This window comes from Halopseudomonas aestusnigri (genome assembly GCF_002197985.1).
Taxonomy (GTDB): domain Bacteria; phylum Pseudomonadota; class Gammaproteobacteria; order Pseudomonadales; family Pseudomonadaceae; genus Halopseudomonas; species Halopseudomonas aestusnigri.
In genome coordinates this window covers 1-24,894 of record NZ_NBYK01000003.1, presented here as the reverse complement: position 1 = coordinate 24,894, position 24,894 = coordinate 1, and the positions used below count along the sequence as shown (strand labels likewise).

19 protein-coding genes and 1 tRNA gene are annotated in these 24,894 nt (G+C 62.3%); 17 read left to right on the top strand and 3 right to left on the bottom strand.

Going from position 1 to position 24,894, the window contains the following annotated elements:
* Window positions 1-49 precede the first annotated feature (49 nt).
* From B7O88_RS06250 to B7O88_RS06200, 11 genes are all read left to right on the top strand, one after another.
* Window positions 50-2,716, top strand: a complete 2,667-nt coding sequence (locus B7O88_RS06250) for an LPS-assembly protein LptD (RefSeq protein WP_088274367.1) — start codon at window positions 50-52, stop codon at window positions 2,714-2,716.
* Complete coding sequence (locus tag B7O88_RS06245; protein WP_088274366.1) at window positions 2,706-3,995, top strand: peptidylprolyl isomerase; 1,290 nt, start codon at window positions 2,706-2,708, stop codon at window positions 3,993-3,995. Before B7O88_RS06250 ends, B7O88_RS06245 begins: the two co-directional genes overlap by 11 nt.
* Entirely contained in the window at window positions 3,992-4,984 is a 993-nt protein-coding gene (gene pdxA, locus B7O88_RS06240) for a 4-hydroxythreonine-4-phosphate dehydrogenase PdxA (protein WP_088274365.1), read from the top strand. Before B7O88_RS06245 ends, pdxA begins: the two co-directional genes overlap by 4 nt.
* Window positions 4,981-5,790, top strand: coding sequence for a 16S rRNA (adenine(1518)-N(6)/adenine(1519)-N(6))-dimethyltransferase RsmA (gene rsmA, locus B7O88_RS06235; RefSeq protein WP_088274364.1), 810 nt, complete (start codon window positions 4,981-4,983; stop codon window positions 5,788-5,790). Before pdxA ends, rsmA begins: the two co-directional genes overlap by 4 nt.
* Complete coding sequence (apaG, locus tag B7O88_RS06230; protein ID WP_088274363.1) at window positions 5,787-6,170, top strand: Co2+/Mg2+ efflux protein ApaG; 384 nt, start codon at window positions 5,787-5,789, stop codon at window positions 6,168-6,170. Before rsmA ends, apaG begins: the two co-directional genes overlap by 4 nt.
* Window positions 6,171-6,185: 15 nt before the next feature.
* The gene (locus B7O88_RS06225; protein WP_088274362.1) at window positions 6,186-6,998 is read left to right on the top strand and encodes a symmetrical bis(5'-nucleosyl)-tetraphosphatase; all 813 of its coding nucleotides are present in this window, start codon (window positions 6,186-6,188) and stop codon (window positions 6,996-6,998) included.
* 11 nt (window positions 6,999-7,009) lie between these two features.
* Window positions 7,010-7,330 carry a thiosulfate sulfurtransferase GlpE gene (glpE, locus tag B7O88_RS06220; RefSeq protein WP_088274361.1) on the top strand — a complete coding sequence of 107 codons (321 nt, stop codon included), beginning with the start codon at window positions 7,010-7,012 and terminating at the stop codon, window positions 7,328-7,330.
* A gap of 512 nt (window positions 7,331-7,842) precedes the next feature.
* On the top strand, window positions 7,843-9,765 hold the full coding sequence (locus B7O88_RS06215; protein WP_088274360.1) for a PrkA family serine protein kinase: 1,923 nt from the start codon (window positions 7,843-7,845) through the stop codon (window positions 9,763-9,765).
* Window positions 9,766-9,907: 142 nt separating this feature from the next.
* Window positions 9,908-11,179, top strand: a complete 1,272-nt coding sequence (locus B7O88_RS06210; protein WP_088274359.1) for a YeaH/YhbH family protein — start codon at window positions 9,908-9,910, stop codon at window positions 11,177-11,179.
* On the top strand, window positions 11,176-12,729 hold the full coding sequence (locus B7O88_RS06205; RefSeq protein WP_088274358.1) for a SpoVR family protein: 1,554 nt from the start codon (window positions 11,176-11,178) through the stop codon (window positions 12,727-12,729). Before B7O88_RS06210 ends, B7O88_RS06205 begins: the two co-directional genes overlap by 4 nt.
* Before the next feature lie 215 nt (window positions 12,730-12,944).
* Complete coding sequence (locus B7O88_RS06200; RefSeq protein ID WP_088274357.1) at window positions 12,945-14,183, top strand: multifunctional CCA addition/repair protein; 1,239 nt, start codon at window positions 12,945-12,947, stop codon at window positions 14,181-14,183.
* Here B7O88_RS06200 and folK read toward each other — a convergent pair.
* Window positions 14,162-14,704 carry a 2-amino-4-hydroxy-6-hydroxymethyldihydropteridine diphosphokinase gene (folK, locus tag B7O88_RS06195; protein ID WP_088274356.1) on the bottom strand — a complete coding sequence of 181 codons (543 nt, stop codon included), beginning with the start codon at window positions 14,702-14,704 and terminating at the stop codon, window positions 14,162-14,164. The genes B7O88_RS06200 and folK overlap by 22 nt on opposite strands.
* The gene (folB, locus tag B7O88_RS06190) at window positions 14,701-15,063 is read right to left on the bottom strand and encodes a dihydroneopterin aldolase (RefSeq protein WP_088274355.1); all 363 of its coding nucleotides are present in this window, start codon (window positions 15,061-15,063) and stop codon (window positions 14,701-14,703) included. Before folB ends, folK begins: the two co-directional genes overlap by 4 nt.
* 69 nt (window positions 15,064-15,132) lie before the next feature.
* Here folB and plsY point away from each other — a divergent pair, with 69 nt between their 5' ends.
* On the top strand, window positions 15,133-15,702 hold the full coding sequence (plsY, locus tag B7O88_RS06185) for a glycerol-3-phosphate 1-O-acyltransferase PlsY (RefSeq protein WP_088274870.1): 570 nt from the start codon (window positions 15,133-15,135) through the stop codon (window positions 15,700-15,702).
* Here the strand turns inward: plsY and tsaD are convergent.
* The gene (gene tsaD / locus B7O88_RS06180) at window positions 15,692-16,729 is read right to left on the bottom strand and encodes a tRNA (adenosine(37)-N6)-threonylcarbamoyltransferase complex transferase subunit TsaD (RefSeq protein WP_088274354.1); all 1,038 of its coding nucleotides are present in this window, start codon (window positions 16,727-16,729) and stop codon (window positions 15,692-15,694) included. The genes plsY and tsaD overlap by 11 nt on opposite strands.
* A gap of 208 nt (window positions 16,730-16,937) precedes the next feature.
* On the opposite strand from tsaD, the gene rpsU reads away from it, so the two are divergent.
* The 5 genes from rpsU (at window position 16,938) to B7O88_RS06155 (ending at window position 24,577) form a co-directional block, all read left to right on the top strand.
* Window positions 16,938-17,153, top strand: a complete 216-nt coding sequence (rpsU, locus tag B7O88_RS06175) for a 30S ribosomal protein S21 (protein ID WP_088274353.1) — start codon at window positions 16,938-16,940, stop codon at window positions 17,151-17,153.
* A gap of 220 nt (window positions 17,154-17,373) precedes the next feature.
* Window positions 17,374-19,353 (top strand): DNA primase, encoded by a 1,980-nt coding sequence (gene dnaG / locus B7O88_RS06170; RefSeq protein ID WP_088274352.1) that lies wholly within the window; start codon window positions 17,374-17,376, stop codon window positions 19,351-19,353.
* An 86-nt stretch (window positions 19,354-19,439) separates the two neighbouring features.
* Window positions 19,440-21,296, top strand: a complete 1,857-nt coding sequence (gene rpoD / locus B7O88_RS06165) for an RNA polymerase sigma factor RpoD (RefSeq protein ID WP_088274351.1) — start codon at window positions 19,440-19,442, stop codon at window positions 21,294-21,296.
* Between the two features lie 150 nt (window positions 21,297-21,446).
* Window positions 21,447-24,479: a sensor domain-containing protein gene (locus tag B7O88_RS06160; protein WP_088274350.1), complete on the top strand. Its 3,033-nt coding sequence runs from the start codon at window positions 21,447-21,449 to the stop codon at window positions 24,477-24,479.
* A 21-nt stretch (window positions 24,480-24,500) separates the two neighbouring features.
* Window positions 24,501-24,577 (top strand) — tRNA-Ile (locus B7O88_RS06155).
* Window positions 24,578-24,894: the final 317 nt, after the last annotated feature.

Genomic DNA, 24,894 nt, shown 5'->3' with positions numbered 1-24,894 from the left:
CACAAGGCGTCGCGAGCACGCACCGACTGGAAGCCCGGACAATTACATAATGGCCTACCGTACTCCTCCCTTTCGCTCCTCCTTTCCGATGTTGCTGGCCAGCTCGTTGCTGCTGTTGCAGCCGCTGAGCTCTGTGGCAGCCAACCAGGTTCAATGCCGGCCAGCCGGCAACAGCTGGGCCTGCGAGCCGCTGCAGGCACCGGGCAACCTGCCCCCAAGGCCGCCCAGACCGGCACCCGCGCCGGCGCCTGTCACAGACAGTGTGGTCAAGGCAGCCGAACCGGCAGCAACGCTGAGTGGCGGCCCGGCCACCCCGAGTACGGACTTCAGTCGCCTTGACTGGGTACCCCGTGAGCAGTTGAGCAGCGAGCAGCTGGCCGCCATCGCCCCATACTGTGGCGGCACCTATGTGGAGCCGGAACGCAGCGGCCGGGACGACTCTACCCCGTTCGACCAGCTTCCGGTCTACGCCTCTGCCGACTCCAGCCGCTTTGAACAGGGCAATCAGACCGGCGTACTGCAGGGCGATGTGCTGCTGCGCCAGGGCCGCCTGCAGGCCCGCGCAGATCAGGCCAGCTTTGACCAGGCCAATGCCCAGGCCGTGCTCGAGGGCAACGTCCGCCTGCGTGATCAGGGCGTACTGGTTCTCGGCGACAGCGCATCGATGCGCATCGACAATGGCGAGACCCGCATTGACGGCGTCGAATACGTGGTTCACGACGCCCGCGCCCGCGGCACCGCCGACACCCTGCGTCGCCGCGATGATGCTGTCATCGTCATCAGCGACGGCAGCTATACCACCTGCGAGCCGGGACAGAACACCTGGTCCCTGCACGGCAAGGATATCGAGCTGGACCGTGAAACCGGCTGGGGTGAAGCCAAGCACGTTACCCTGCGGGTCAAGGACGTACCGGTGTTCTATACCCCGTACATGTACTTCCCGATCGACGACCGCCGTCAGACCGGTCTGCTGGTGCCCTCGTTCAGCTACTCGTCCGACAACGGCACCGAGATCGAGACGCCGTACTACATCAACATCGCACCGAACTACGACGCCACCCTGTATCCGCGCTATCTGTCCGAGCGCGGCTTGCAGATGGAAGGCGACTTCCGCTATCTGCACGACGACAACAAAGGCACCCTGACAGCCGCCTTCCTCAACGACAGTGACTATGGCGAGAATCGCTGGCTGTACGGCTGGCAGCACGAAGGCGGACTGCAGAGCCGCTGGAGCACCGAAGTCGATTACACCGACATCAGCGACCCGTTCTACTTCCAGGACCTGAACACCGCGCTGGATGCCCGTTCCGGCACCTACGTCAATCAGCGGGCAGGCCTGACCTATCGCGGTGACGGCTGGCGCTTCCAGGCTGCCGTTCACGGCTACGAGCTGGCCACCATCACCTCGGTTACCCCGTACGAGCGCCTGCCGCAACTGCGCCTCGACGGTGCCAACTGGCTGGGCGATACCGGTCTGCGCTTTGGCTATAACGCCGAATACGCCTACTTTGATCGCAATCTCGGCAGCGGCCTGCTGACCGGCAAGGATGGCATCCAGCTCGACAGCGCCGGCCAGCCGATCCTGACTCCGGACGAGAACCTGGTCGGTCTGCAGCGAGCGACCGGCCACCGTGTGGTAGTCAGCCCCAGCATCAGCTACCCCTGGCGCAACAGCTGGGCCTTTGTCACACCGAAGCTGCGCACCCAGAGCACCTATTACGATCTGAACTTCGACTCGCGGGCCGACGGCTTCGACTACGACGGTGCCAATAACACCCCGTCCAGCACCATCCCTGTCGCCAGCCTGGATACCGGGCTGTACTTTGATCGCGCCACCAGCTGGTTCGGCCGCAACCTGCGCCAGACGCTGGAACCGCGCGCTTTCTACCTGTACGCAGCAGACGAGGATCAGGACGATCAGCCGCTGTTCGACACCAACCAGAACACCTTCAGCTACAGCTCGCTGTTCCGCGACAACCGCTTCAGCGGCAACGACCGGGTCGCCGACGCCAATCAGCTGTCTCTGGGCCTGACCAGTCGCGCCCTGGAGGCCAACGGCACCGAGCGCGCCCGCGCCAGCTTCGGTCAGGTGTTCTATTTCCGCGACCGCAACGTGCAGCTGCTTGATACCGACGGCGTAGCGCGTGACGCAGACAAGTCCTCGTCCTCAGCCTACGCGGCTGAAGCCATGTACCAGGTCAGTGACGCCTGGCGCGTGAACGCCGACGTCATCTGGGATCCGGACGACAGCACCAGCGATGCGGGCAGCGTATTTGCCCACTATCAGCCAGAGCCCCGCAAGGTGCTGAACATGGGCTATCGCTACCGCAACAACATCAACACCTACAACGCACTGACCGGCGCCTTCCAGCGCGATCCGGACAGCCGTATCGATCAGTCCGACCTGTCGTTCATGTGGCCACTGAACCCGCAGTGGAGTCTGATCGGTCGCTGGCAGCATGACTTCGACCAGGATCGAACCCTCGAGGCGTTTGGCGGTCTGGAGTACGACAGCTGCTGCTGGAAGCTGCGTGTCATCAACCGCTACTGGGTTGATTACAACGAGTTTGAATCCGTCGCCACTGACGATGCCAACCGCGGCATCTTCCTGCAGCTCGTCCTCAAGGGGCTTGGCAGTGTGAGCGGCAATGAGGTGGACAGCCTCCTTGACGATGGTATCCCCGGTTACAGAGAGCGTGAAGATAATGCATTTTAAGTTGATGACGGCCCTTAGCCTGTGCGCGGGCATTTTCCTCAGCAGCACAGCCCAGGCCGCCGTAGAACCGCTGGATCGCGTTGCCGCGATCGTAGATAACGACGTGGTCATGGCCAGCCAGGTTGAAGAACGCATGGCCACCGTGCGCCAGCAGTTCGCCCAGAACAATACCCCGGCACCAACCGAGAGCGAGCTGCGCTCGCAGGTGCTTGACCGCCTGATTCTGGAGAGCATCCAGCTGCAGATGGGCGAACGTGCCGGCATTTCCATCGATGATGCCTCGCTCGACCAGGCGGTGCAGCAGATTGCCGCCCGCAACGGCGTGACACTGGAGCAGTTCCGTGAAGCCCTGACCCGTGACGGCGTCAACTTCAATCAGGTCCGCGAGCAGATCCGCCGCGAGATGATCATCAACCGGGTTCGCCAGCGTCGGGTACGGGACAACATCCAGGTGACCGATCAGGAAGTGCGCAACTTCCTCAATTCCGAAGTCGGAAAGTACCAGACCTCGGCGGATTACCGCCTGGCGATGATCGTTCTCCCGCTGGCCGAAAGCGCCAGCGCGGGCGAAGTGGAAAAGGTTGGTCGTGCGGCCAACGAGATCTACCGTCAACTGCAGAGCGGTACCGACTTCAACACCCTGGCTGCCAGCCGCTCCGCCGGTGACACCGCACTGGAAGGCGGCGAACTGGGATGGCGCAAGGCAGCGCAGCTGCCGCCCGCATTCGCCCGCGCAGTCGATGCGCTGGAGGTTGGTGGTGTGACCCAGCCGATGCGTTCCCCGGCCGGCATCCACATCCTCAAGCTGCTGGACCGCCGCGGTGGCGAAGGTCAGATGGTCGAGGAATTCCACGTACGTCATATCCTGATCAAGCCGAGCGAAATCCGCAGCGAAGGCGAGGCGGCGCAGTTGACCCAGCGCCTCTATGATCGCATCAGGGCTGGCGAGTCCTTTGCCGCGCTGGCCAAGGCCTACTCGGAAGATCCGGGCACCGCGCTCAATGGCGGCGACCTCGACTGGGTTACCCCGGATGCCATGACCCCCGAGTTCGGCGAAGTCCTGACCACCACCCCGGAAAACACCCTGTCCCGTCCGTTCCAGACCCAATACGGCTGGCACATTCTGGAAGTGCTTGGCACCCGCAGCGTCGACATGACCGACGACATGCGCCAGCAGCAGGCGATCAACCTGATCCGCAGCCGCAAGTACGAGGAAGAACTGCAGACCTGGTTGCTGCAGATTCGCGACGAGGCCTACGTCGAGATCAAGAACGGGTGAGCACAGCGCGCCTTGCCATAACCGCCGGCGAGCCGGCGGGTATTGGCCCCGATCTATGCCTGATGCTGGCGCAGCACCCATCGCCCTGCGAACGGGTCATCATCGCCGACCCGCAACTGCTGCGTGAACGCGCCCAACAGCTCGGCCTCCCGGTCGAGCTGTTGCCGTTTGATCCCGACGCGCTGCCCGTTGCCCAGGCCGCAGGCCAGCTTCACGTTTTACCGGTCACCCTCGGCACAGCCTGTACCCCGGGCAAGCTCGACGCAGGCAACTCGGCCTACGTGCTGGAAACCCTGCGCCTCGCTGGCGAAGGCGCCCTGAGCGGCCTGTTTGACGCCATCGTGACCGCACCGGTACACAAGGGCATCATCAATGAGGCTGGCGTGCCGTTTTCGGGCCACACCGAATTCTTTGCCGAGCAGACCGCGACCGACCAGGTGGTGATGATGCTCGCCTGCCCCGGGCTGCGCGTGGCCCTGGCAACCACGCACCTGCCGCTGCGGCAGGTCGCCGATGCCATTACCGGGCCGCTGATCGAACGCGTGGTGCGCATTCTGCATAGCGACCTGGTCAACAAATTCGGCCTGAGCGCCCCGCGTATCCTGGTCTGCGGCCTCAATCCGCATGCCGGCGAAGACGGCCACCTGGGGCGCGAGGAACTGGATATCATCATTCCGGCGCTCGACCGCCTGCGTACCGAGGGCATTGAGCTTATCGGCCCCCTGCCGGCGGATACCCTGTTCACCCCCAAGCATCTTGATCAGGCCGATGCGGTGCTCGCGATGTACCACGATCAGGGCCTCCCGGTACTCAAGCACAAGGGCTTCGGCAACGCCGTCAACATTACCCTCGGTATGCCCATCATCCGCACCTCGGTTGATCACGGCACCGCTCTGGATCTGGCCGGGACCGGTCAGGCCAACCCGGGCAGCCTGCAGGTTGCCATCGATACCGCCATCCAGATGATCAACGCCCGGAGGGCTGTATGAGTCAATTTCCCCAACACAAGGCGCGCAAGCGCTTTGGTCAGAACTTCCTGCACGACGCCGGCGTAATCGACCGCATCATTCGCTCGATCCGTCCGCGTGAAACCGATCATCTGGTCGAGATCGGTCCCGGTCAGGGCGCCATCACCTCGGGCCTGCTGGCCAGCGGCGCGCGCCTTGACGTGGTCGAGCTAGACAAGGATCTGCACCCGATCCTGATGGGCCAGTTCGGTTTTCTCGATCGCTTCCGCCTGCACAAGGGCGACGCGCTGAAGTTCAACTTCCGCGACCTGGCCGCCGACGGCGAGAAGCTGCGCATCGTCGGCAACCTGCCCTACAACATCTCAACGCCGCTGATGTTCCACCTGCTGGACCAGTCGGACTGCGTCGAAGACATGCACTTCATGCTGCAGAAGGAAGTGGTGCAACGGCTGGCTGCGACCGCCGGCATGAACCACTACGGCCGCCTCGGCATCATGGTGCAGTACCACTGCCGGGTTGAGCACCTGTTTGACGTCGGCCCCGGCGCCTTCAACCCGGCGCCCAAGGTCGATTCGGCCATCGTCCGGCTGATTCCGCACGCTACCCTGCCGCATCCGGCCGACGACGTGGAAGTGCTCGAAATCCTGGTGCGTGACGCCTTCAACCAGCGGCGCAAGACCCTGCGCAACACACTCAAGTCGCTGCTCAGCGCAGAAGAGATCGAAGCCGAAGGCATCGACCCGGGCACCCGCCCGGAACAGGTCGACCTGGCCGGCTTCGTGCGTCTGGCCAACCGCCTGACTCGCAAGCGGGCAGGCGACGCATGAGCGGCGAGCCGCAATACGCCGTCGAGGTGACGGTGCAGACCCGCTACCTGCCGGAGCAGTCCGATCCGCAGAAGAAGCGCTTTGCCTTTGCCTATACCATCAGCATCCGCAATCAGGGCTCGGTGGCCGCGCAGCTGCTGCATCGTCACTGGCTGATCACCGACGGAAACAACAAGCAGCAGCGTGTTGATGGCCCCGGCGTGGTCGGCGAGCAACCGCTGATCGAGCCCGGTAACGAGCACACCTATACCAGCGGCTGCATGCTTGAGACCCCGGTTGGCACCATGGAAGGTAGCTACGACATGCGCGCCAGCGATGGCCACACGTTCAGCGCCAGCATTCCGCGCTTTCGTCTGGCCCAACCCAACGCACTGAACTGATCGACTCGTACGCCCATGACCATCTACGCCGTTGGCGACATCCAGGGCTGCCTCAAGCCGCTCCAATGCCTGCTCAGCGAGGTAGGCTTCAACCCGTCCAGGGACGTGCTCTGGTCCGTTGGTGACATGGTCAACCGCGGTCCCGACTCGCTTGGCACCCTGCGCTTTCTCAAGCAGCTCGACAACGCCTGCGTTGCGGTTCTGGGCAATCACGACCTGCACCTGCTGGCCGCCAGCCGAGCTGGCAGTCGCTTGCGCAAGTCAGACACCCTCAAACCCCTGCTCAAGGCCGACGACCGTGTCGCCCTGCTCGACTGGCTGCGCGAGCGGCCGCTTGCCCACCTCGACGCCGAGCTGGGCTATGTGATGACCCACGCCGGCATCCCGCCAATCTGGAGCGTACAGCAGACAATGGAGCTGGCCGCCGAGGTGGAAATCATCCTGCGCTGCGACAAGCGTCTGCCAGACTATCTGGACGAGATGTACGGTAACGAACCGGCGCGCTGGAAGCCCGGCCTCAAGGGCATCGACCGGCTGCGTGCGATTACCAATTACCTGACCCGCATGCGCTTCTGCAAGCCGGACGGGACGCTGGAGTTCAAATCCAAGGAAGGGCTGGATACCACGCCAAAGGGCTTTGCACCGTGGTTTCGTTACCCGCGCCGCGACCCTGACATTCAGGTCATCTTCGGCCACTGGGCAGCGATCGAAGGCCGCACCGGTGTGCAGGGCGTACATGCGCTGGACACCGGCTGCGTATGGGGTGGCCGCATGACCCTGATGAACCTGGATACCCACGAACTGCATCACTGCGACTGCGCGACCTGAGAGGAACCAGCATGAGCGATTTCAAACGCATCGACCCGCAAACCGCCAGCCAGTTGATCGCCAGCAACGCCCAACTGGTCGACATCCGCGACCCGCAGAGTTTCGACTTTGGCCACATTCCCGGCGCCATCCGCCTGGACAACGACAACCTTGCCGACTTCGTCGCCAACGCCGACCAGCAGGCGCCCCTGATCGTTTGCTGCTACCACGGCAACTCCAGCCAGGGCGCAGCGGCCTATCTGGCCAGCATCGGTTTTGCCGACACCTACAGCCTGGACGGCGGCTTTGATCTGTGGCGGCAGACCTATCCGGAGCGCGTCAGCGCCGACTGAGACGCCAACCTATTGCCCGCCCAGTAGGGCGGACCAAGCGCAGCGTGTCCGCCGGCGTTATCACACCAGCCGTTACTCACAGGCACTGCTGGGGCTACGACTATCCGGTGGAGACGCTGCGCGTTCTCCACCCTACAGCCCCGCGCTCCTAACCCGACCCACACTAAACGAATAGCCCGCAAGCCACGCCAGCCGTGCCTTCACACTCCTGCAACAAAATTTCCTGAGAAATCTTCTGTTGCACTGCGTATTTGCAACTATCCTGAGGTCAGGCGAATCAAGAAAGAGAACGTCGGTCTGCCGGCTTCCGATAAACACGGGAGCCTGCCGGATCCACCGTACGACCAGTCATCGATTGGCCGCCCGGCGCCTCCGACAGACTCCTGACCGTGCTCGCAGTTGCGCCTTGGGGGATTCACGCATCAGGAAATGCCGTCGCCCGGTAAAGCGCGTCATGCGGGCTGCTGCCCGGAAGCGCCAGACCTCTTATCTGGTAACAGCGAGGTCGTGTCATGAGCATATTCAGCCATTTCCAGAACCGCTTTGAAGCCACCCGGCAAGAGGAGTACAGCCTTCAGGAATACCTGGAACTCTGCAAGACTGACCCTACCGCCTACGCGACCGCCGCCGAGCGTCTGCTGATGGCCATCGGCAAGCCCGAACTGGTCGACACCTCCCTCGACCCACGCCTGTCCCGCATCTTTTCCAACAAGGTCATCAAGCGTTATCCGGCGTTCGCCGACTTCCACGGCATGGAAGACGCCATCGAGCATATCGTGTCCTTTTTCAAGCACGCCGCCCAGGGGCTCGAAGAACGCAAGCAGATACTCTACCTGCTCGGCCCGGTCGGCGGCGGCAAGTCATCGCTGGCCGAAAAACTCAAAGAGCTGATGCAGCAAGTGCCGTTCTACGCGATCAAGGGCTCGCCGGTGTTCGAGTCGCCACTCGGCCTGTTCAACGCCACCGAGGATGGCGCCATCCTCGAAGAGGACTTCGGCATCCCGCGGCGCTACCTCAACAGCATCATCTCGCCCTGGGCGGTGAAACGCCTGCACGAATACAACGGCGATATTTCCCAGTTCCGCGTGGTCAAGCTCTACCCCTCGGTGCTGCAGCAGATTGCTGTCGCCAAGACCGAGCCCGGTGACGAGAACAACCAGGACATATCTTCACTGGTCGGCAAGGTTGATATCCGCAAGCTGGAAGAGTTTCCGCAGAACGACCCGGACGCCTACAGCTACTCCGGTGGCTTGTGCCGTGCCAACCAGGGCCTGCTCGAATTCGTCGAGATGTTCAAGGCACCGATCAAGGTACTGCACCCACTGCTAACCGCCACCCAGGAGGGCAACTACAACAGTACCGAAGGCATGGGCGCGATTCCATTCAATGGCGTAATTCTGGCCCACTCCAACGAGTCCGAGTGGCACAGCTTCCGCAATAACAAGAACAACGAAGCGTTCATTGACCGCATCTACATCGTCAAGGTGCCTTACTGCCTGCGCGTCAGCGACGAGATTCAGATCTACGAAAAACTGCTGACCAACAGCTCGCTGGCCAATGCCCACTGCGCACCTGACACTCTGAAGATGCTCGCCCAGTTCACCGTACTCTCGCGCCTGAAAGAACCGGAGAACTCCAATGTCTACTCGAAGATGCGCATCTACGACGGCGAGAACCTGAAGGACACCGACCCCAAAGCCAAGTCGATTCAGGAATACCGCGACTCGGCGGGCGTCGACGAGGGCATGAACGGCCTGTCGACCCGCTTTGCCTTCAAGATCCTCTCCAAGGTGTTCAACTTCGATACCACCGAAGTGGCCGCCAACCCGGTACACCTGCTCTACGTCCTGGAACAGCAGATTGAGCAGGAGCAGTTTCCCAATGACGTGAGCGAGCGCTACCTGCGTTTCCTCAAGGAATACCTGGCGCCGCGCTACGTCGAGTTCATCGGCAAGGAAATCCAGACCGCCTATCTGGAGTCCTACAGCGAGTATGGCCAGAACATCTTTGATCGCTACGTGCTGTACGCCGATTTCTGGATTCAGGATCAGGAGTACCGCGACCCGGAAACCGGCGAGATACTCAACCGCGCCTCGCTCAACGAGGAGCTGGAGAAGATCGAGAAGCCGGCCGGCATCAGCAACCCGAAGGACTTCCGCAACGAGATCGTCAACTTCGTACTGCGTGCCCGTGCGCAGAACAACGGCAAGAACCCGAGCTGGCTGTCCTACGAGAAGCTGCGCGTGGTGATCGAGAAAAAAATGTTCTCCAACACCGAAGACCTGCTGCCGGTCATCAGCTTCAACGCCAAGGCCTCGACCGAAGATCAGAAGAAGCACAACGACTTCGTCCACCGGATGGTCGAACGCGGCTACACCGAGAAGCAGGTGCGACTGCTGTCGGAATGGTACCTGCGGGTGCGTAAGGCGCAGTGACGGCTGCGCCGTCGCTGGGCAGCTTCAAGCGACAAGCGGCAAGCAGCGCGGCGCCGCCTGAGACCATGCGCTGCGCCTCAAAGCAGCACGGCCAGCTTCAAGCTTGCAGCTTATGGCTTGCGGCTGGCCCGGAGGGCCCTGAATGAGCTACGTGATTGACCGCCGTCTGAACGGCAAGAACAAGAGCACCGTGAACCGCCAGCGGTTCCTGCGGCGCTACAAATCACACATCAAGAAGGCGGTTGAAGAGGCCGTGGGGCGTCGTTCGATCACCGATATAGAGCACGGCGAAAGCATCAGCATCCCCAACCGCGACATCGACGAGCCGATTTTTCACCATGGCAAGGGCGGTCGCCAGACCCAGGTGCACCCCGGTAACCGCGAGTTCGCCACCGGCGACCGCATCGCCCGCCCGCAGGGTGGCGGTGGGAGCCAGGGCGGCAGTCAGGCGGGCGACAGCGGCGAAGGCATGGATGAGTTCGTCTTTCAGATAACCCAGGACGAATTCCTCGACTTCATGTTCGAGGATCTCGCCCTGCCAAACCTGGTCAAGCGCCAGTTGACCGGCACAGACACCTTCAAGCCGGTCCGCGCCGGCATCAGCCAGCAGGGCAACCCCTCGCGGATCAATATCGTACGGTCGATGCGCGCGGCGCAGGCACGGCGCATCGCACTCTCGGGCGGCAGCCGCAAGCGGCTGCGCGAGGCACGCGCCGAGCTGGAGCAACTCAAGCGTGAGCATCCGGATGACATTACCGGTATTGCGCAGCTGCAGGAGGAAATTGCCAGCCTCGAAGCACGCATCGAACGCGTCCCCTTTCTCGACACCTTCGACTTGCGCTACAACCTGATCGTCAAGCAACCAACGCCGTCGTCCAAGGCAGTGATGTTCTGCCTGATGGATGTCTCCGGCTCCATGACCCAAGCCACCAAGGATCTGGCCAAGCGCTTCTACATTCTGCTCTACCTGTTCCTGCGCCGTAACTACGAGCGCATCGAAGTGGTGTTCATCCGTCACCACACCAGCGCCAAGGAAGTCGACGAGGAAGAATTCTTCTACTCGCGCGAAACCGGCGGCACCATCGTGTCCAGCGCCCTGCGACTGATGCAGCAGATCATCGAGCAACGCTACCCGCCCGGCGAGTGGAATCTGTACTGCGCCCAGGCATCCGACGGCGACAACTGGAACGACGACTCGCCGATCTGCCGCGACCTGCTGGTGCGCCAGATCATGCCGGCGATGCAGTACTACTGCTACGTGGAAATCACCCCGCGCGAGCATCAGACCCTGTGGCACGAGTACGAAGCGGTCGCCGAGCACTTTGCCGACAGTTTCGCCCAGCAGCAGATTGTCGATGCCGGGGACATCTACCCGGTGTTTCGCAAGCTGTTCCAGAAGAGGATGGCGACATGAGCCGGACGCCCATATCCACCGGCTCGGAGTGGACCTTCGAGCTGATCCGCGAGTACGACCAGGAGATCGGCCGTATCGCCCATGAGGTCTACGGACTGGATACCTATCCCAACCAGATCGAGGTCATCACCGCAGAGCAGATGATGGACGCCTACGCCTCGGTAGGCATGCCGCTGGGCTATCACCACTGGTCCTACGGCAAGCACTTCCTGGCCACCGAAAAGGGCTACCGCCGGGGCCATATGGGGCTGGCCTACGAGATCGTCATCAACTCCGACCCCTGCATCGCCTACCTGATGGAAGAGAACACCATGTGCATGCAGGCACTGGTGATTGCCCACGCCTGCTACGGCCACAACTCGTTCTTCAAGGGCAACTACCTGTTCCGCAGCTGGACCGACGCCAGCGCGATCATTGACTACCTGGTGTTCGCCAAGCAGTACATCAGCGAATGCGAAGACCGCTACGGGATTGACGCCGTCGAGGACCTGCTCGACTCCTGTCACGCCCTGATGAACTATGGCGTCGACCGCTACAAGCGGCCCTACCCGATCTCTGCCGCGGAAGAACGGCAGCGCCAGCAGGAGCGCGAAGAGCACCTGCAGCGCCAGGTCAACGAGCTGTGGCGCACCATCCCGGTCAACCCGCACCACGCGCAGGATGAGCTGGTACACCCCCGCTACCCGAGCGAACCCCAGGAAAACCTGCTGTATTTCATCGAGAAGAACGCACCGCTGCTGGAGCCATGGCAGCGCGAAGTCGTCCGCATCGTGCGCAAGGTCGCGCAGTACTTCTACCCCCAGCGCCAGACCCAGGTGATGAACGAGGGCTGGGCCACCTTCTGGCACTACACCCTGCTCAACCACCTGTATGACGAAGGCAAGGTCACCGACGGCTTCATGATGGAGTTTCTGCAGTCCCACACCAGCGTGGTCTACCAGCCACCGTTCGACAGCAACTGGTACAGCGGCATCAACCCCTATGCGCTGGGCTTTGCGATGATGCAGGACATTCGCCGCATCTGCGAACACCCGACCGACGAAGATCACCGCTGGTTTCCCGACATTGCCGGCAGTAACTGGCTGGAAACCCTCAAGTTCGCCATGCGCACCTTCAAGGACGAAAGTTTTATCCTGCAGTACCTGTCGCCCAAGGTGATCCGCGACTTCAAGCTGTTTGCCATCGTCGATGACGAAGCCGACGACCACCTGGAAGTCGCAGCCATTCACGACGACAGCGGCTACCGCGCGGTACGCGAACTGCTGGCAGCGCAGTACAACCTTGGCAACCGCGAACCGAACATCCAGATCTGGTCGGTGGACCGCCGCGGCGACCGCTCCCTGACCCTGCGCCACCAGCGCCATCAGGGCAAACCGCTCGGCGAATCCACAGACGAAATGCTCCGCCACCTGCATCGCCTGTGGGGGTTCGACATTCACCTGGAAAGCGTCGACGGAGAACGAATCGTGGCCGAAGCCCACATCCCGCCCCGCCCCAAACCGGAGGAAGAACGCCTGCCGCGCTTCGACCTGAATATTCCGCCCATATAGGGGCGCGGTGCGCAAGCTGCAAGCTGCAAGCTGCAAGCTGCAAGCTGCAAGCCTAATTAGGGTGAGTTCGGCGGCTATGCCGTCAAGTGTTGCTCAAGTTTCTGCGGTCATGTGCAGCCAAAAGAAAACCCGCGCGACTAGACACCGCGCGGGTTTTGCTTGCAGCTTGCAGCTTGAAGCTTGAAGCTACTCCCCTTTAGCCAGAGTCCGTGTCGATGCCTGAGAGTTACTACACCTACCTGGTCGGCGGCGCCGTCCGCGACCAACTGCTTGGTTTGCCGGTAACAGACCGCGACTGGGTTGTGGTTGGCGCGACGCCGGAGCAGTTGCAGCAGGAGGGTTTCCGTCCGGTCGGCCAGGACTTTCCGGTGTTTCTGCATCCGACCTCGGGCGAGGAGTACGCACTCGCCCGCACCGAGCGCAAGAGCGGCGTTGGCTACGGCGGCTTTGTCTTCCACACCAGCCCGGACGTCACCCTGGAGGAGGATCTGATCCGCCGGGACCTGACAGTCAACGCCATGGCCCGGGCCGAGGACGGCCGGATCATCGACCCCTACGGCGGCCAGCGCGACCTGCAGGCGAAGATATTGCGCCACGTCTCCCCCGCCTTTGCAGAAGATCCACTGCGGGTGCTGCGGGTTGCGCGCTTCGCCGCCCGTTACGCCAGCCTCGGCTTTCGCGTGGCCGACGAGACCATGGCGCTGATGCGCCAGCTGAGCGAGTCGGGCGAGCTGCAGAGTCTGACTGCCGAGCGCAGCTGGATGGAAATCAGCCGCGCCCTGATGGAACCCAGCCCGGATGTGTTCATTCAGGTACTGCGCGACTGTGGCGCACTGGCCGAACTGCTGCCGGAAGTCGACGCCCTGTTTGGCGTGCCGCAGCCGGAAGCACATCACCCGGAAATCGACACCGGCGTCCACGTCCTGCAGGTACTGAAGATCGCCGCCAGAGACCAGCTGCCGCTGCCGGCCCGCTGGGCCTGCCTGCTGCATGACCTTGGCAAGGGGCTGACGCGCCCGGAGCACTGGCCAAAGCATCACGGCCACGAGACCAGCGGCCTGAAGGCCGTCAAAGCCGTCAACCAGCGCTGCAAGGCACCGCGTGAGTGTCAGGAACTGGCACTGCTGGCCTGTGAGTACCACACCCACTGCCACCGGGCGCTGGAGCTGCGCCCGCAGACATTGCTCAAGCTGTTCAAGGCGCTGGATATCTACCGTCGCGGCGAGCGCTTCGAGCAGTTTTTGGCGGTATGCGTGGCCGACGCCCAGGGCCGCACCGGGTTTGAACAGCGCCCCTACCCGCAGGCGGACTACCTGCGCGGCGCGGCGCAGGCCGCGCGCGCGGTAGATATTCAGCCGTTACTGGATAAGGGCCTGCAGGGCGCCGAGATGGGCCGCACCCTGGAGCAGGCACGGCTGGAAGCCTTGGGCGACTACAAGGCCTCACGCGGCTGATATCCCGCCAGCAGCTCGACCGGCGTCAGTGACCGGCCACGCCATGTGAAGGCGACCGGCCACAGCGCCTGGTTCCCCTGCCAGCCTTCCCAGAGCTGGCCAAATGTCTGCCCGCTGCCGGGCAGTTTGGCCTGCGCTGCGACCAATGCCAGCGGCCAGAGCACAAATGCGTTGCGGATGACTTCCGGGCGCGGCAGGGTAATGCCGTCATGCACGCCGATCAGATCGCCGTAGCACAGCACGTCGATATCCAGCGTGATGCGCCCGGGTTGCGGCGACTCACGCCGGCCGCAGGCAGCCTCGATCGCCTTCAGCGCGGCATTCAGATCCGCCAGCGCCAGCCGCGTTTCGACGGCGACTACCATGTTGTAAAAGCGCTTGCCGAGCACCCCGACCGCGTCGCTTTCAAACACCGGCGACAACTGCAACTCGCCGCACAACTCGGCCAGCGCATCCAGCCCGCGCTGCAGGTGATATTCGCGTTCAGTGTTGGTGCCCACACCCAGATAGACGATGGTCACGCGGGTTTGACTCCCCGCTCGATCAACACCCCGACGCCGCCGGATGCCGCCGGCACCGCGCCCGGCTTGGTGACCTGCAGACGCAGCCAGGGAATGGAGAATTCGTTCATGAGCAGCGCAGCCAGCTGCTCGGCCAGCGTCTCGACCAGCAGGAAGCTGCTCTGCTCGACAAAGCCCTGCACGCGCTCGCTGATTGCCGCGTAGTTGAGGGTGTGCTCAAGCGTGTCGCCCGCGGCAGCCGGACGGATGTCCCAGCCCATATCGAGATCGAACACCAGCCGCTGGCGGATGGTGCGCTCCCAGTCATAGACACCAATGACAGCATCTACCGCTAACCCTTTGATAAAAACCTGATCCACAGGTTGCTCCCGTGTCGACTACAATCAAACGTCATTTTGCCCGGGGTCCGCTGCATGCATACCCAGTTTCTGTTCTGGCTGGTCATCGCCTATCTGCTCGGCTCGGTCTCCTTTGCCGTGCTGATCAGCCACCTGCGTCACCTGCCGGACCCGCGCAAACTGGGCTCCGGCAACCCCGGCGCCAGCAACATGCTGCGCCTTGGCAACCGCTCTCTGGCGCTGGCCACCCTGGCCGGCGATCTCGGCAAGGGCGCACTGGCCGTGGCGCTGGCACGCTATGCCGACCTTTCTCTGCTGCAACAGGGCTGGGTCGGTCTGGCCGCCGTGTGCGGCCATATCCTGCCTATCTTTCATCGCCTGCAGGGCGGCAAGGGTGTTGCCACCGCTGCCGGCGTCATGCTGATGCTCTGCTGGCCTGCGGCCCTGATCGCAGCGCTGGCCTGGGGCCTGACCTTTTACTGGCAGCGGATCGCCTCACTGGCATCGCTGCTGGCCAGCCTGACGCTGTCACCAGCCCTCGCCTGGCTGGCCCCGGCACTGCTGCTGCCGGTCACACTGATAGTGCTGCTTATTCTGCTGCGCCACCGCCTCAACATCGGCCGGCTGCTGGCCGGAGTAGAAAACCGCTTCAGGCCTTGACCGCAATCGGCGGCAACTGCTCCATTGGCCAGCGCGCGCGCGTTTCGATACCGCCCTCATCCTGCTGGCCGGCCAGCAGCCGCTGGCATCCGGCATAGGCGATCATTGCACCGTTATCGGTGCAATACGCCGGGCGTGCGTAAAACACGTTGCCCTTCAACTCGGCGGTCATGCTTTCCAGCTGCTGTCGCAGGCGGTGGTTGGCGCTGACGCCGCCGGCAATGACCAGGCGCTTGAGCCCGGTCTGTTTGAGTGCCCGGCGGCACTTGATGGTCAGCGTCTCGACTACCGCCGTTTCAAAGCCGAGCGCGATATCCGCCAGCGTCTGCTGATCCGGCTCACCCTCCCGGGAACACGCCTGCCAGGCCGTCAGCACGGCGGTTTTCAGGCCACTGAAACTAAAGGTCAGGCCGGGGCGGTCAGTCATCGGACGGGGAAATACAAAGGCACCGGGGCGCCCCTGCTCGGCCAGCCGTGCAATCTCGGGGCCGCCTGGATACGGCAGCCCCATCAGCTTGGCGGTTTTGTCGAAGGCTTCCCCGGCGGCGTCGTCCAGCGACTCGCCCAGCAACTGGTATTGGCCGATACCGTCTACCCGGACAAGTTGCGTGTGGCCGCCGGACACCAGCAAGGCGACGAACGGAAACTCGGGCGGATGCTCCTCCAGGCAGGGCGCCAGCAGATGCCCCTCCATATGGTGAACACCCAGCGCCGGCACGCCCCAGGCAAAGGCCAGCGCCCGCGCAAAGGCACCGCCAACCAGCAGAGCCCCCACCAGACCGGGACCGGCCGTGTAGGCCACCGCATCCACCTCACCCGGCTGCAAACCGGCCTTGGCAAACACCTCGCGCATCAGTGGTACCATGCGCTTGACGTGATCGCGCGAGGCCAGCTCAGGCACCACGCCGCCGTACACCCGGTGCAGATCGATCTGGCTGAACAACGCATCCGCCAGCAGGCCTCGCTCACTGTCGTACAGCGCGATGCCGGTTTCGTCGCAGGAAGTCTCAATACCCAGAACGCGCATGCTTGGCCCTGTGCCTCGAATTACATGAATGTCATCTGCCGCGCATCATAATCAGCCAGACGCCCACAGGCCAGTTTTTTACCCTGATGGACGTCATAGGCTTTGCTTTTTACAGATGAAGGCGGTAACATCCGCGTCCCTTGAAATGCAATCGCCGCAGGCAATATTGCCTACGGCCATGACTACCAACGTTTGAGAAAGGTACGAAATGCCTGCCGTCAAAGTTAAAGAGAACGAACCCTTCGACGTGGCCCTGCGTCGTTTCAAACGCTCCTGCGAAAAAGCCGGTGTTCTGGCTGAAGTGCGTCGTCGCGAGTTTTACGAGAAGCCCACTACCGAGCGCAAGCGCAAGGCAGCTGCTGCTGTAAAGCGTCACGCCAAGAAAGTTCAGCGCGAACAGCGTCGTCGCGAGCGCCTGTACTGAGTTCCAATACTCAGCTCTGATCGGGCCTGATCACAGGCCCACCGATGCGGCGCACCGTGCTCGCATCAGCAGACTGAACAGCACTGGAACACGCATCTTTCCGGCCTTCCGAAAGGAATTGGCTGGATTTTTGCGTCTTTGTGCATTTGCCAGCGCATAATGCCACGAACAGTACAGCACGCCGGCAACGACCTACTCTCGCAGGGGCACCGCAGACAGCATGGCCGGACTTATTCCTCAGGGCTTCATTGATGACCTGCTCGGACGGATCGACATTGTCGAAGTCGTCGGGGCAAGACTGAAGCTGAAGAAGACCGGCAAGAACTACTCTGCACTCTGCCCGTTCCACAACGAGAAGTCACCGTCGTTCAGCGTCAGCCCGGACAAGCAGTTCTACTATTGTTTCGGCTGCGGCGCCGGCGGCAGCGCACTGAGCTTCGTGATGGATTTCGATCGTCTGGATTTCCCCCAGGCGGTAGAAGAGCTTGCACGCCAGGCCGGCGTCGAGGTGCCGCACGAGGAGCGCAGCGATGGTCGCAAGAGCAACAACCGGACACCGCGCAAGGACAACCCGCTTTACGCCCTGCTGGAGCAGGCTGCCGCCTACTATCGGCAGCAACTGCGCCAGCATCCGGCTCGCCAGCGGGCGGTCAGCTACCTGAAAGGACGCGGCCTGTCGGGGCAGATCGCAAAAGTGTACGACCTGGGCCTCGCCCCGCCCGGCTGGGACAACCTGATGTCGCACCTGGCCCGCGACACCAGCGAACAAAAAGCCCTGATCGATGCCGGCCTGGTAGTGGAAAACCCGGACAGCGGCGGCCGGTACGATCGCTTCCGCGACCGCATCATGTTTCCGATTCGCGACAGCCGCGGCCGCACCATCGGCTTTGGCGGCCGCGTACTGGGCGACGAGAAGCCCAAGTACCTGAACTCCCCGGAGACCACGGTCTTCCACAAGGGACAGGAGCTGTACGGGCTTTATGAAGCCAAGCAACAGAATCGGCAACTGAACGAGATTCTGGTCGTCGAAGGCTACATGGACGTGATCGCGCTGGCGCAGCACGGCATCACCAATGCCGTTGCCACACTGGGCACCGCCACCAGCGAAGAGCACCTCAAGCGCCTGTTCCGACTGGTGCACAATGTGATTTTCTGTTTCGACGGCGACCGCGCCGGACGGCAAGCCGCCTGGCGCGCACTCAATTCGGCGCTCCCGGTGCTGGAAGATGGTCGCCATGTGCGCTTTCTGTTCCTGCCGGATGGCCAGGACCCGGACACCATGGTGCGCGAAGAAGGCACCGACGCCTTCCGTCGTCGACTGGAACGTGAAGCGCTGCCGCTGACCGACTACCTATTCCGGCACCTTGCCGAAGAAACCGGCGCCGACAGCCTGGAAGGCAAGGCGCACATGGCCTCACTGGCCCTGCCGCTGATTGACCAGATCCCCGGCAGCATGTTGCGCCGCCTGCTGAGGCAATCGCTGCAACAACAGACCGGGCTTGACCTGGACAGCATTGAACCGGCGGCGATGCCGACGGCGACAGAGCAGCCTGCGGGCAACGACGCAGGCAACCATGCGCACCCGCTCCATGACGAAGGCGTACCAATGGACGTTTGGGGCGACTGGTCGGAAAGGGATGACTCCGGCGGCGACTACTACCTGCCGGAAGGCATGGACAGCAAACCGCCGGCCGCCTCGGAGAGCCGCCGCTTCACTCCGCGCGACAGCGAACGCAAAGGTCGCAGCGGCGGCAAAAAGGCACTGCGCAGGGAAGTAGACAGCCCGTTACTGCAAGCCGTGCGGACCCTGCTGCACCACCCGCACCTGGCCGCACATGCCCAACAGGCCAATCAAATGGCCGACGAGGACGACGACGAGGCAAGGCTGCTGGTAGCGCTGGTTGACGCTGCGCAGAAACAGCCCGGGCTGACTACAATTGAACTGCTGGCGCGCTGGCACGGCACGGCGATGGGGGAGCAGTTGAATCGCCTGGCAGAACAGGAGTGGCTGCTGACCAGCCCCGGCGTGAACCTTGAACAACAGTTTTTCGACACCATTAACAGACTAACCGCTCAACAAAACGAGCGACGACTTCAGCACCTCCTCGACAAATCGGTCACCGAACCGCTCTCTGCCGAGGAAAAGCAACAGCTGCGAGACCTGCTGGGCTCACGAAACACCCGGAAAAACGACGGCTGACCGCGCCTCAAGTGGCGTCAGCAGGCGAAATCAGGGTATAATCCGCAGCTTATTTTTTGCACACCTAGGCATCCACAAGGGTTGTTATGTCCGGAAAAGCGCAACAGCAATCCCGTCTTAAAGAGCTCATCGCCCGCGGTCGCGAGCAGGGCTATCTGACCTATGCGGAGGTCAACGATCACCTGCCCGAGGATATCTCCGATCCGGAACAGGTGGAAGACATTATCCGCATGATCAACGACATGGGCATCACGGTTTTTGAAACCGCACCCGATGCCGATGCGCTGTTGCTGGCCGATAATGATGCCGACGAAGCTGCCGCCGAAGAAGCTGCCGCTGCACTGGCTGCCGTGGAAACCGATATCGGTCGCACCACCGACCCGGTCCGCATGTACATGCGTGAAATGGGTACGGTCGAGCTGCTGACTCGCGAAGGCGAAATCGAAATCGCCAAGCGCATCGAGGAAGGCATCCGTGAAGTCATGGCGGCCATCTCCATGTTCCCCGGCACCGTCGACGGCATCCTTGCCGACTACGCCCGCGTGGTTGAGGAAGGCGGTCGCCTGTCCGACATTTTCAGCGGCTATATCGATCCTGATGACGACGGCATGTCCGGCGTCAACAGCGACGACATCCCCGCGGTCGCCTCCAAGGAAACCAAGAAGGACGACGACGAGGACGAGGACGAGGAAGACTCGGACGACGACAGCGATGACAACGAAGGCGATGGTGGCCCCGATCCGGAAGTGGCCCGCCTGCGCTTTACCGCCATCAAGGAACAGCTGGAAAAACTGCAGAAGGTGCTGAAGAAGCACCCGCGCAACAGCCCCAAAGCCGTTGCCGAGCAGGAGGCCCTGGCCACCCTGTTCATGCCGATCAAGCTGATCCCAAAACAGTATGAAGCGCTGGTCAACCGTGTCCGTGATGCCCAGGACCAGATCCGCAAGCAGGAACGCGCCATCATGCAACTGTGTGTCCGCGACGCACGGATGCCGCGCGCCGACTTCCTGCGCAGCTTTCCCGGCAACGAAGTCAATGAAGACTGGGTCGACTCCCTGCTGGCTGACAGCCCGCGCTACAGCGAAGGCCTGGAAGCCCTCAAGGGTGACATCCTGCGCGCCCAGAAGAAGCTGGCCGAGCTGGAACAAAACGCCAGCCTGACCATCTCCGAAATCAAGGACATCAACCGCCGCATGTCCATCGGCGAGGCGCGTGCGCGACGTGCCAAGAAAGAGATGGTTGAGGCCAACCTGCGACTGGTGATCTCGATCGCCAAGAAGTACACCAACCGCGGCCTGCAGTTCCTTGACCTGATTCAGGAAGGCAACATCGGCCTGATGAAAGCGGTAGACAAGTTCGAATACCGTCGCGGCTACAAGTTCTCGACCTACGCCACCTGGTGGATTCGTCAGGCTATCACCCGCTCCATTGCGGATCAGGCCCGTACCATCCGTATTCCGGTACACATGATCGAGACCATCAACAAGCTCAACCGAATCTCCCGCCAGATGCTGCAGGAGATGGGTCGCGAGCCGACCCCGGAAGAGCTGGGCGAGCGCATGGAGATGCCTGAGGACAAGATCCGCAAGGTCCTGAAGATCGCCAAGGAACCGATCTCGATGGAAACCCCCATCGGTGACGACGAAGACTCGCATCTGGGCGACTTCATCGAGGACGGCACCATGGAATCACCGATCGACTCGGCGACCGTGGAGAACCTCAAGGAAGCGACCCGCGACGTACTGTCCGGCCTCACTGCCCGTGAAGCCAAGGTACTGCGCATGCGCTTCGGCATCGACATGAACACCGACCATACCCTCGAGGAAGTCGGCAAGCAGTTCGATGTTACCCGTGAGCGGATTCGTCAGATCGAAGCCAAGGCACTGCGCAAGCTGCGTCACCCGACCCGCAGCGATCACCTGCGCAGCTTCCTCGACGACTGAGTCGCCTGCATGCAGTCAACAACAACGCCCGGCCTGTGCCGGGCGTTGTTGTTTGTGGCCCTGCGCCAGCGGGGGGTGGGCATGCACCGCATCCTGGGGCTAAACTGGCGAAACAATATCGAGTAGCCATGGATACAGGTTTCCCGTCGAATGAACGTCGCCGCAAAGGGATTGGTTGCCGCAGTGCTGGCAATGGCCGGCGCAGGATGCAGTGCCATCAATATCCCCATGGCACCCGAACTGCAGATCACACAGGCTGGCGTGCTGCTGCTGTCCTGCATGCTTCTGCTGGCGGCGCACGGCCTTAATCAGCTGCGCAGGCGCGCCGTGATGCAGCGCCAGGAAGCGCTGGAGCTGCTCAGGCAGCAGGAACACCGCTACCGCACCCTGGTTGAGAAGCTGCACGTCGTCACCTGGGAAATGTCCTACCCCTCCCTGCGTTTCATTTATACCTCGCCCCACGCAGCCGACCTGCTTGGCTACCCCGCCAGCCACTGGCTAAGCCCCGACTTTCTGGCCGACCACCTGCACCCGGAGGATCATCGCCGCGTTCTGGACAGCCTGCGCGACCATGCACTGACCCAGCAGCAGCAAAGCTTCGATTTCCGCCTGTACCGCGAGTGTGGTGATTATGTATGGGTGCGCGCCATCATCAACCGCGTCACCAGCCAGGAATACGAGGCCGCCTCACTGCACGGCCTGCTGATCGACATTCAGGAACAGAAGCTCGCCGAACAGGCCCTGCGCAGCTCGGAACAGAAATTCTCGTCGGTCTTTCACAACTGCCCGGACACCATCGTTCTGGCTGACGCCGAAGAGGGCCGGTTGATGGCGGTCAACCAGACCTTCGAGGAACAGTTCGGCATCAGCATGAGCGACGCCGTCGGCCATACCGCAACGGAGCTGAACCTGTGGAGCGAACCGGGCACAGGGCCCAGGCTGCTCGCGCTCCTGCTGACCCGAACCAAGAGCAACGTTGAACTGGAGTTCCGGCGGGCTGACGGCAACCGCTTTACCGGTCTGCTCTCGGCCCGCCCGGTGAGCATCGACGGCCAGCCGGTCCTGGTTACCGTGATTCGAGACATCTCGGCCCTGAAGCTCACCCAGGAACAACTGCGCCTGTCCGAGCAGAAATTTTCCCGCGCCTTCCACGCCTCACCGGACGGCCTGCTGATCACCAAGGCCAGCGACGGCATGTTGCTCGACGTCAACGAAGGCTTCACCCGCATCACCGGCTACACCCGAGCCCAGGCCATCGGCAGCAGCACGCTCGCCCTGCGAATCTGGCGTGATGACGCTGACCGAACCCGCATGGTGGAGACCTTGCGACGCGATGGACGGGTGCGCGACATGCTCTCGCAGATCACCACAGCAACCGACCAGGTACGCTGGGTCGAAATCTGTACCGAGGCGATCACCATCAACGATCAGGAATGCATGCTCAGCATCGCCCGTGACGTAACCGAACGCCTGGAAATGGAGAACTCGTTACGCCAGGCCGCAACCGTCTTCGAGAACACCACCGAAGGGGTGATCATCACCGATTCCTCCGGCAATATCGCCGCAGTCAATCGCGCCTTCAGCCAGATTACCGGCGTCGATGCCGCCGACGCCATTGGCCAACCCCTGCGAATGCTGTCAGCCAGCGTTGAGGATCAGGAGGTGGTCGCACAGGCATCTCGCGCCATCCGGGAACAGGGGCACTGGCAGGGAGAGTCCTGGAACCGCCGCCCCAACGGCGAACTCTACGCCTCCTGGTCCAACGTCAGCCAGGTGCTTAACGTCGACGGCAGCCTGAGCCATCTGGTTGCGGTATTCAGCGATATCACACCGCTCAAGCACACCCAGGCGCGACTCGACCATCAGGCCCACCATGACCCGTTGACCGGTCTGCCCAACCGCACCCTGTTCGAGGCACGACTGCGAGAGTCGCTGCACAGCCAGGCACTCAATCACGAGGAACACATCGGCGCCCTACTGTTTATCGACCTTGACCGTTTCAAGCAAATCAACGACAGCCTGGGCCACCCGGTTGGCGACAGCCTGCTGCAACTGGTCAGCCAGCGCCTGTGCTCGGTCCTGCGTGACATCGACACGGTCGCCCGGCACGGCGGCGACGAGTTTATCGTCCTGCTCCCCAATCTGCGTACCGACACCGACGCCGCCGCCATTGCCGACAAGCTGCTCGCCGTCTTCCGCGCCCCCTTCATCTGCGCCGGCCACGAACTCTTCGTCAGCGCCAGCATCGGCATCAGCCTGTTCCCAACCGACGCCGACGACGTCAACAGCCTGATCAAGCATGCCGATGCCGCCATGTACCGGGCCAAGAACCAGGGGCGCAACCGCTACGCGTTCTATACCAGCGACCTGACAGCCAGCGCCCACCAGCGCCTGGAGATGGAAAACGACATGCGTCGCGGCCTGGAGCGCAACGAGTTTGTACTTCACTACCAGCCCAAACTGGACCTGAGCAGCGGCAAGCTGGACGGCGCCGAAGCACTGGTACGCTGGAACCACCCCCAGCGGGGCATGGTAGAGCCCGACCAGTTCATCCCTCTGGCCGAAGAAACCGGCCTGATTGTCGACCTGGGCCGAACCATCCTCAACATCGCCTGCGCCCAGCTCGCCCAATGGCGCGACCAGGGCCTCACCGCACCGCGCATGGCCATCAACGTCTCCGGCGCCCAACTGATCGGAGACCACCTGGTAAACGATATTCGACGCGCCCTGGCCAAACACAGCCTGTCCGCCAGCCAGCTTGAACTGGAGATTACCGAAGACTTCGTGATGAACCAGAACCGCGAAGCCATCGTGCTGCTCGATCTGTTCAGCAGCATGGGCATCCACCTGTCCATCGACGACTTCGGCACAGGCTACTCCTCACTGGCGTACCTGAAGGAACTGCCACTCGACACCCTCAAGATTGACCGCAGCTTTGTTGCCGGGTTGCCCGGCAACCACCACGATGCCGCCATCAGCCAGACCATCATCGTACTGGCGCACAATCTTGGCATGGCCGTGATCGCCGAAGGCGTGGAGAACGAACTGCAGCGCGAACTGCTGCTTGAACAGGGCTGCGACAGCATCCAGGGCTACCTGGTAAGCCGCCCGCTTCCCGCCGACGAATTTGCCAACGCCTTCCTCCGCCGAGCGCCTAGTCACCAGCCATCACAGCCCGTATAATCCCCGACGCTATAACAGCGTGGGCCTATAGCTCAGTTGGTCAGAGCAGGCGACTCATAATCGCTTGGTCCCAGGTTCAAGTCCTGGTGGGCCCACCACTCTCCCCTCCCCGCTGCACCCCGTATGCTCTTCGGACCATAGTCCGTCCACTTTGGCCAAACGTTGGTAAAAATTTTACCTGCCATGGCCGCGAGCAACTCCGCGTGCGCCTGACTCGACAGTAAGAACAAGCGACACTGGCAGACCGACCTATCGCGGCCGCCAGCCCATTCCAAAGCTCGAACCAGACGCTTCTTCCTGACCAAGCTGATCAAAATCCTGCCTGGGCATCGTCTCGCACCATGGGGAATGCCTTGCGCCGCTCAACTGATGGGCAGCCCAACACTCCAGAGATACTGCTTGCTGAAGAGCGTCC

Excerpts from the sequence above, each read along its gene's own strand:
- B7O88_RS06200 (WP_088274357.1), top strand. The coding sequence starts at position 12,945 with ATGCCTGAGAGTTACTACACCTACCTGGTCGGCGGCGCCGTCCGCGAC.
- B7O88_RS06215 (WP_088274360.1), top strand. The coding sequence starts at position 7,843 with ATGAGCATATTCAGCCATTTCCAGAACCGCTTTGAAGCCACCCGGCAA.
- rsmA (WP_088274364.1), top strand. The coding sequence starts at position 4,981 with ATGAGTCAATTTCCCCAACACAAGGCGCGCAAGCGCTTTGGTCAGAAC.
- dnaG (WP_088274352.1), top strand. The coding sequence starts at position 17,374 with ATGGCCGGACTTATTCCTCAGGGCTTCATTGATGACCTGCTCGGACGG.
- B7O88_RS06250 (WP_088274367.1), top strand. The coding sequence starts at position 50 with ATGGCCTACCGTACTCCTCCCTTTCGCTCCTCCTTTCCGATGTTGCTG.
- apaG (WP_088274363.1), top strand. The coding sequence starts at position 5,787 with ATGAGCGGCGAGCCGCAATACGCCGTCGAGGTGACGGTGCAGACCCGC.
- glpE (WP_088274361.1), top strand. The coding sequence starts at position 7,010 with ATGAGCGATTTCAAACGCATCGACCCGCAAACCGCCAGCCAGTTGATC.
- B7O88_RS06205 (WP_088274358.1), top strand. The coding sequence starts at position 11,176 with ATGAGCCGGACGCCCATATCCACCGGCTCGGAGTGGACCTTCGAGCTG.
- rpsU (WP_088274353.1), top strand. The coding sequence starts at position 16,938 with ATGCCTGCCGTCAAAGTTAAAGAGAACGAACCCTTCGACGTGGCCCTG.
- B7O88_RS06160 (WP_088274350.1), top strand. The coding sequence starts at position 21,447 with ATGAACGTCGCCGCAAAGGGATTGGTTGCCGCAGTGCTGGCAATGGCC.
- rpoD (WP_088274351.1), top strand. The coding sequence starts at position 19,440 with ATGTCCGGAAAAGCGCAACAGCAATCCCGTCTTAAAGAGCTCATCGCC.
- B7O88_RS06225 (WP_088274362.1), top strand. The coding sequence starts at position 6,186 with ATGACCATCTACGCCGTTGGCGACATCCAGGGCTGCCTCAAGCCGCTC.
- tsaD (WP_088274354.1), bottom strand. The coding sequence starts at position 16,729 with ATGCGCGTTCTGGGTATTGAGACTTCCTGCGACGAAACCGGCATCGCG.
- B7O88_RS06210 (WP_088274359.1), top strand. The coding sequence starts at position 9,908 with ATGAGCTACGTGATTGACCGCCGTCTGAACGGCAAGAACAAGAGCACC.
- B7O88_RS06245 (WP_088274366.1), top strand. The coding sequence starts at position 2,706 with ATGCATTTTAAGTTGATGACGGCCCTTAGCCTGTGCGCGGGCATTTTC.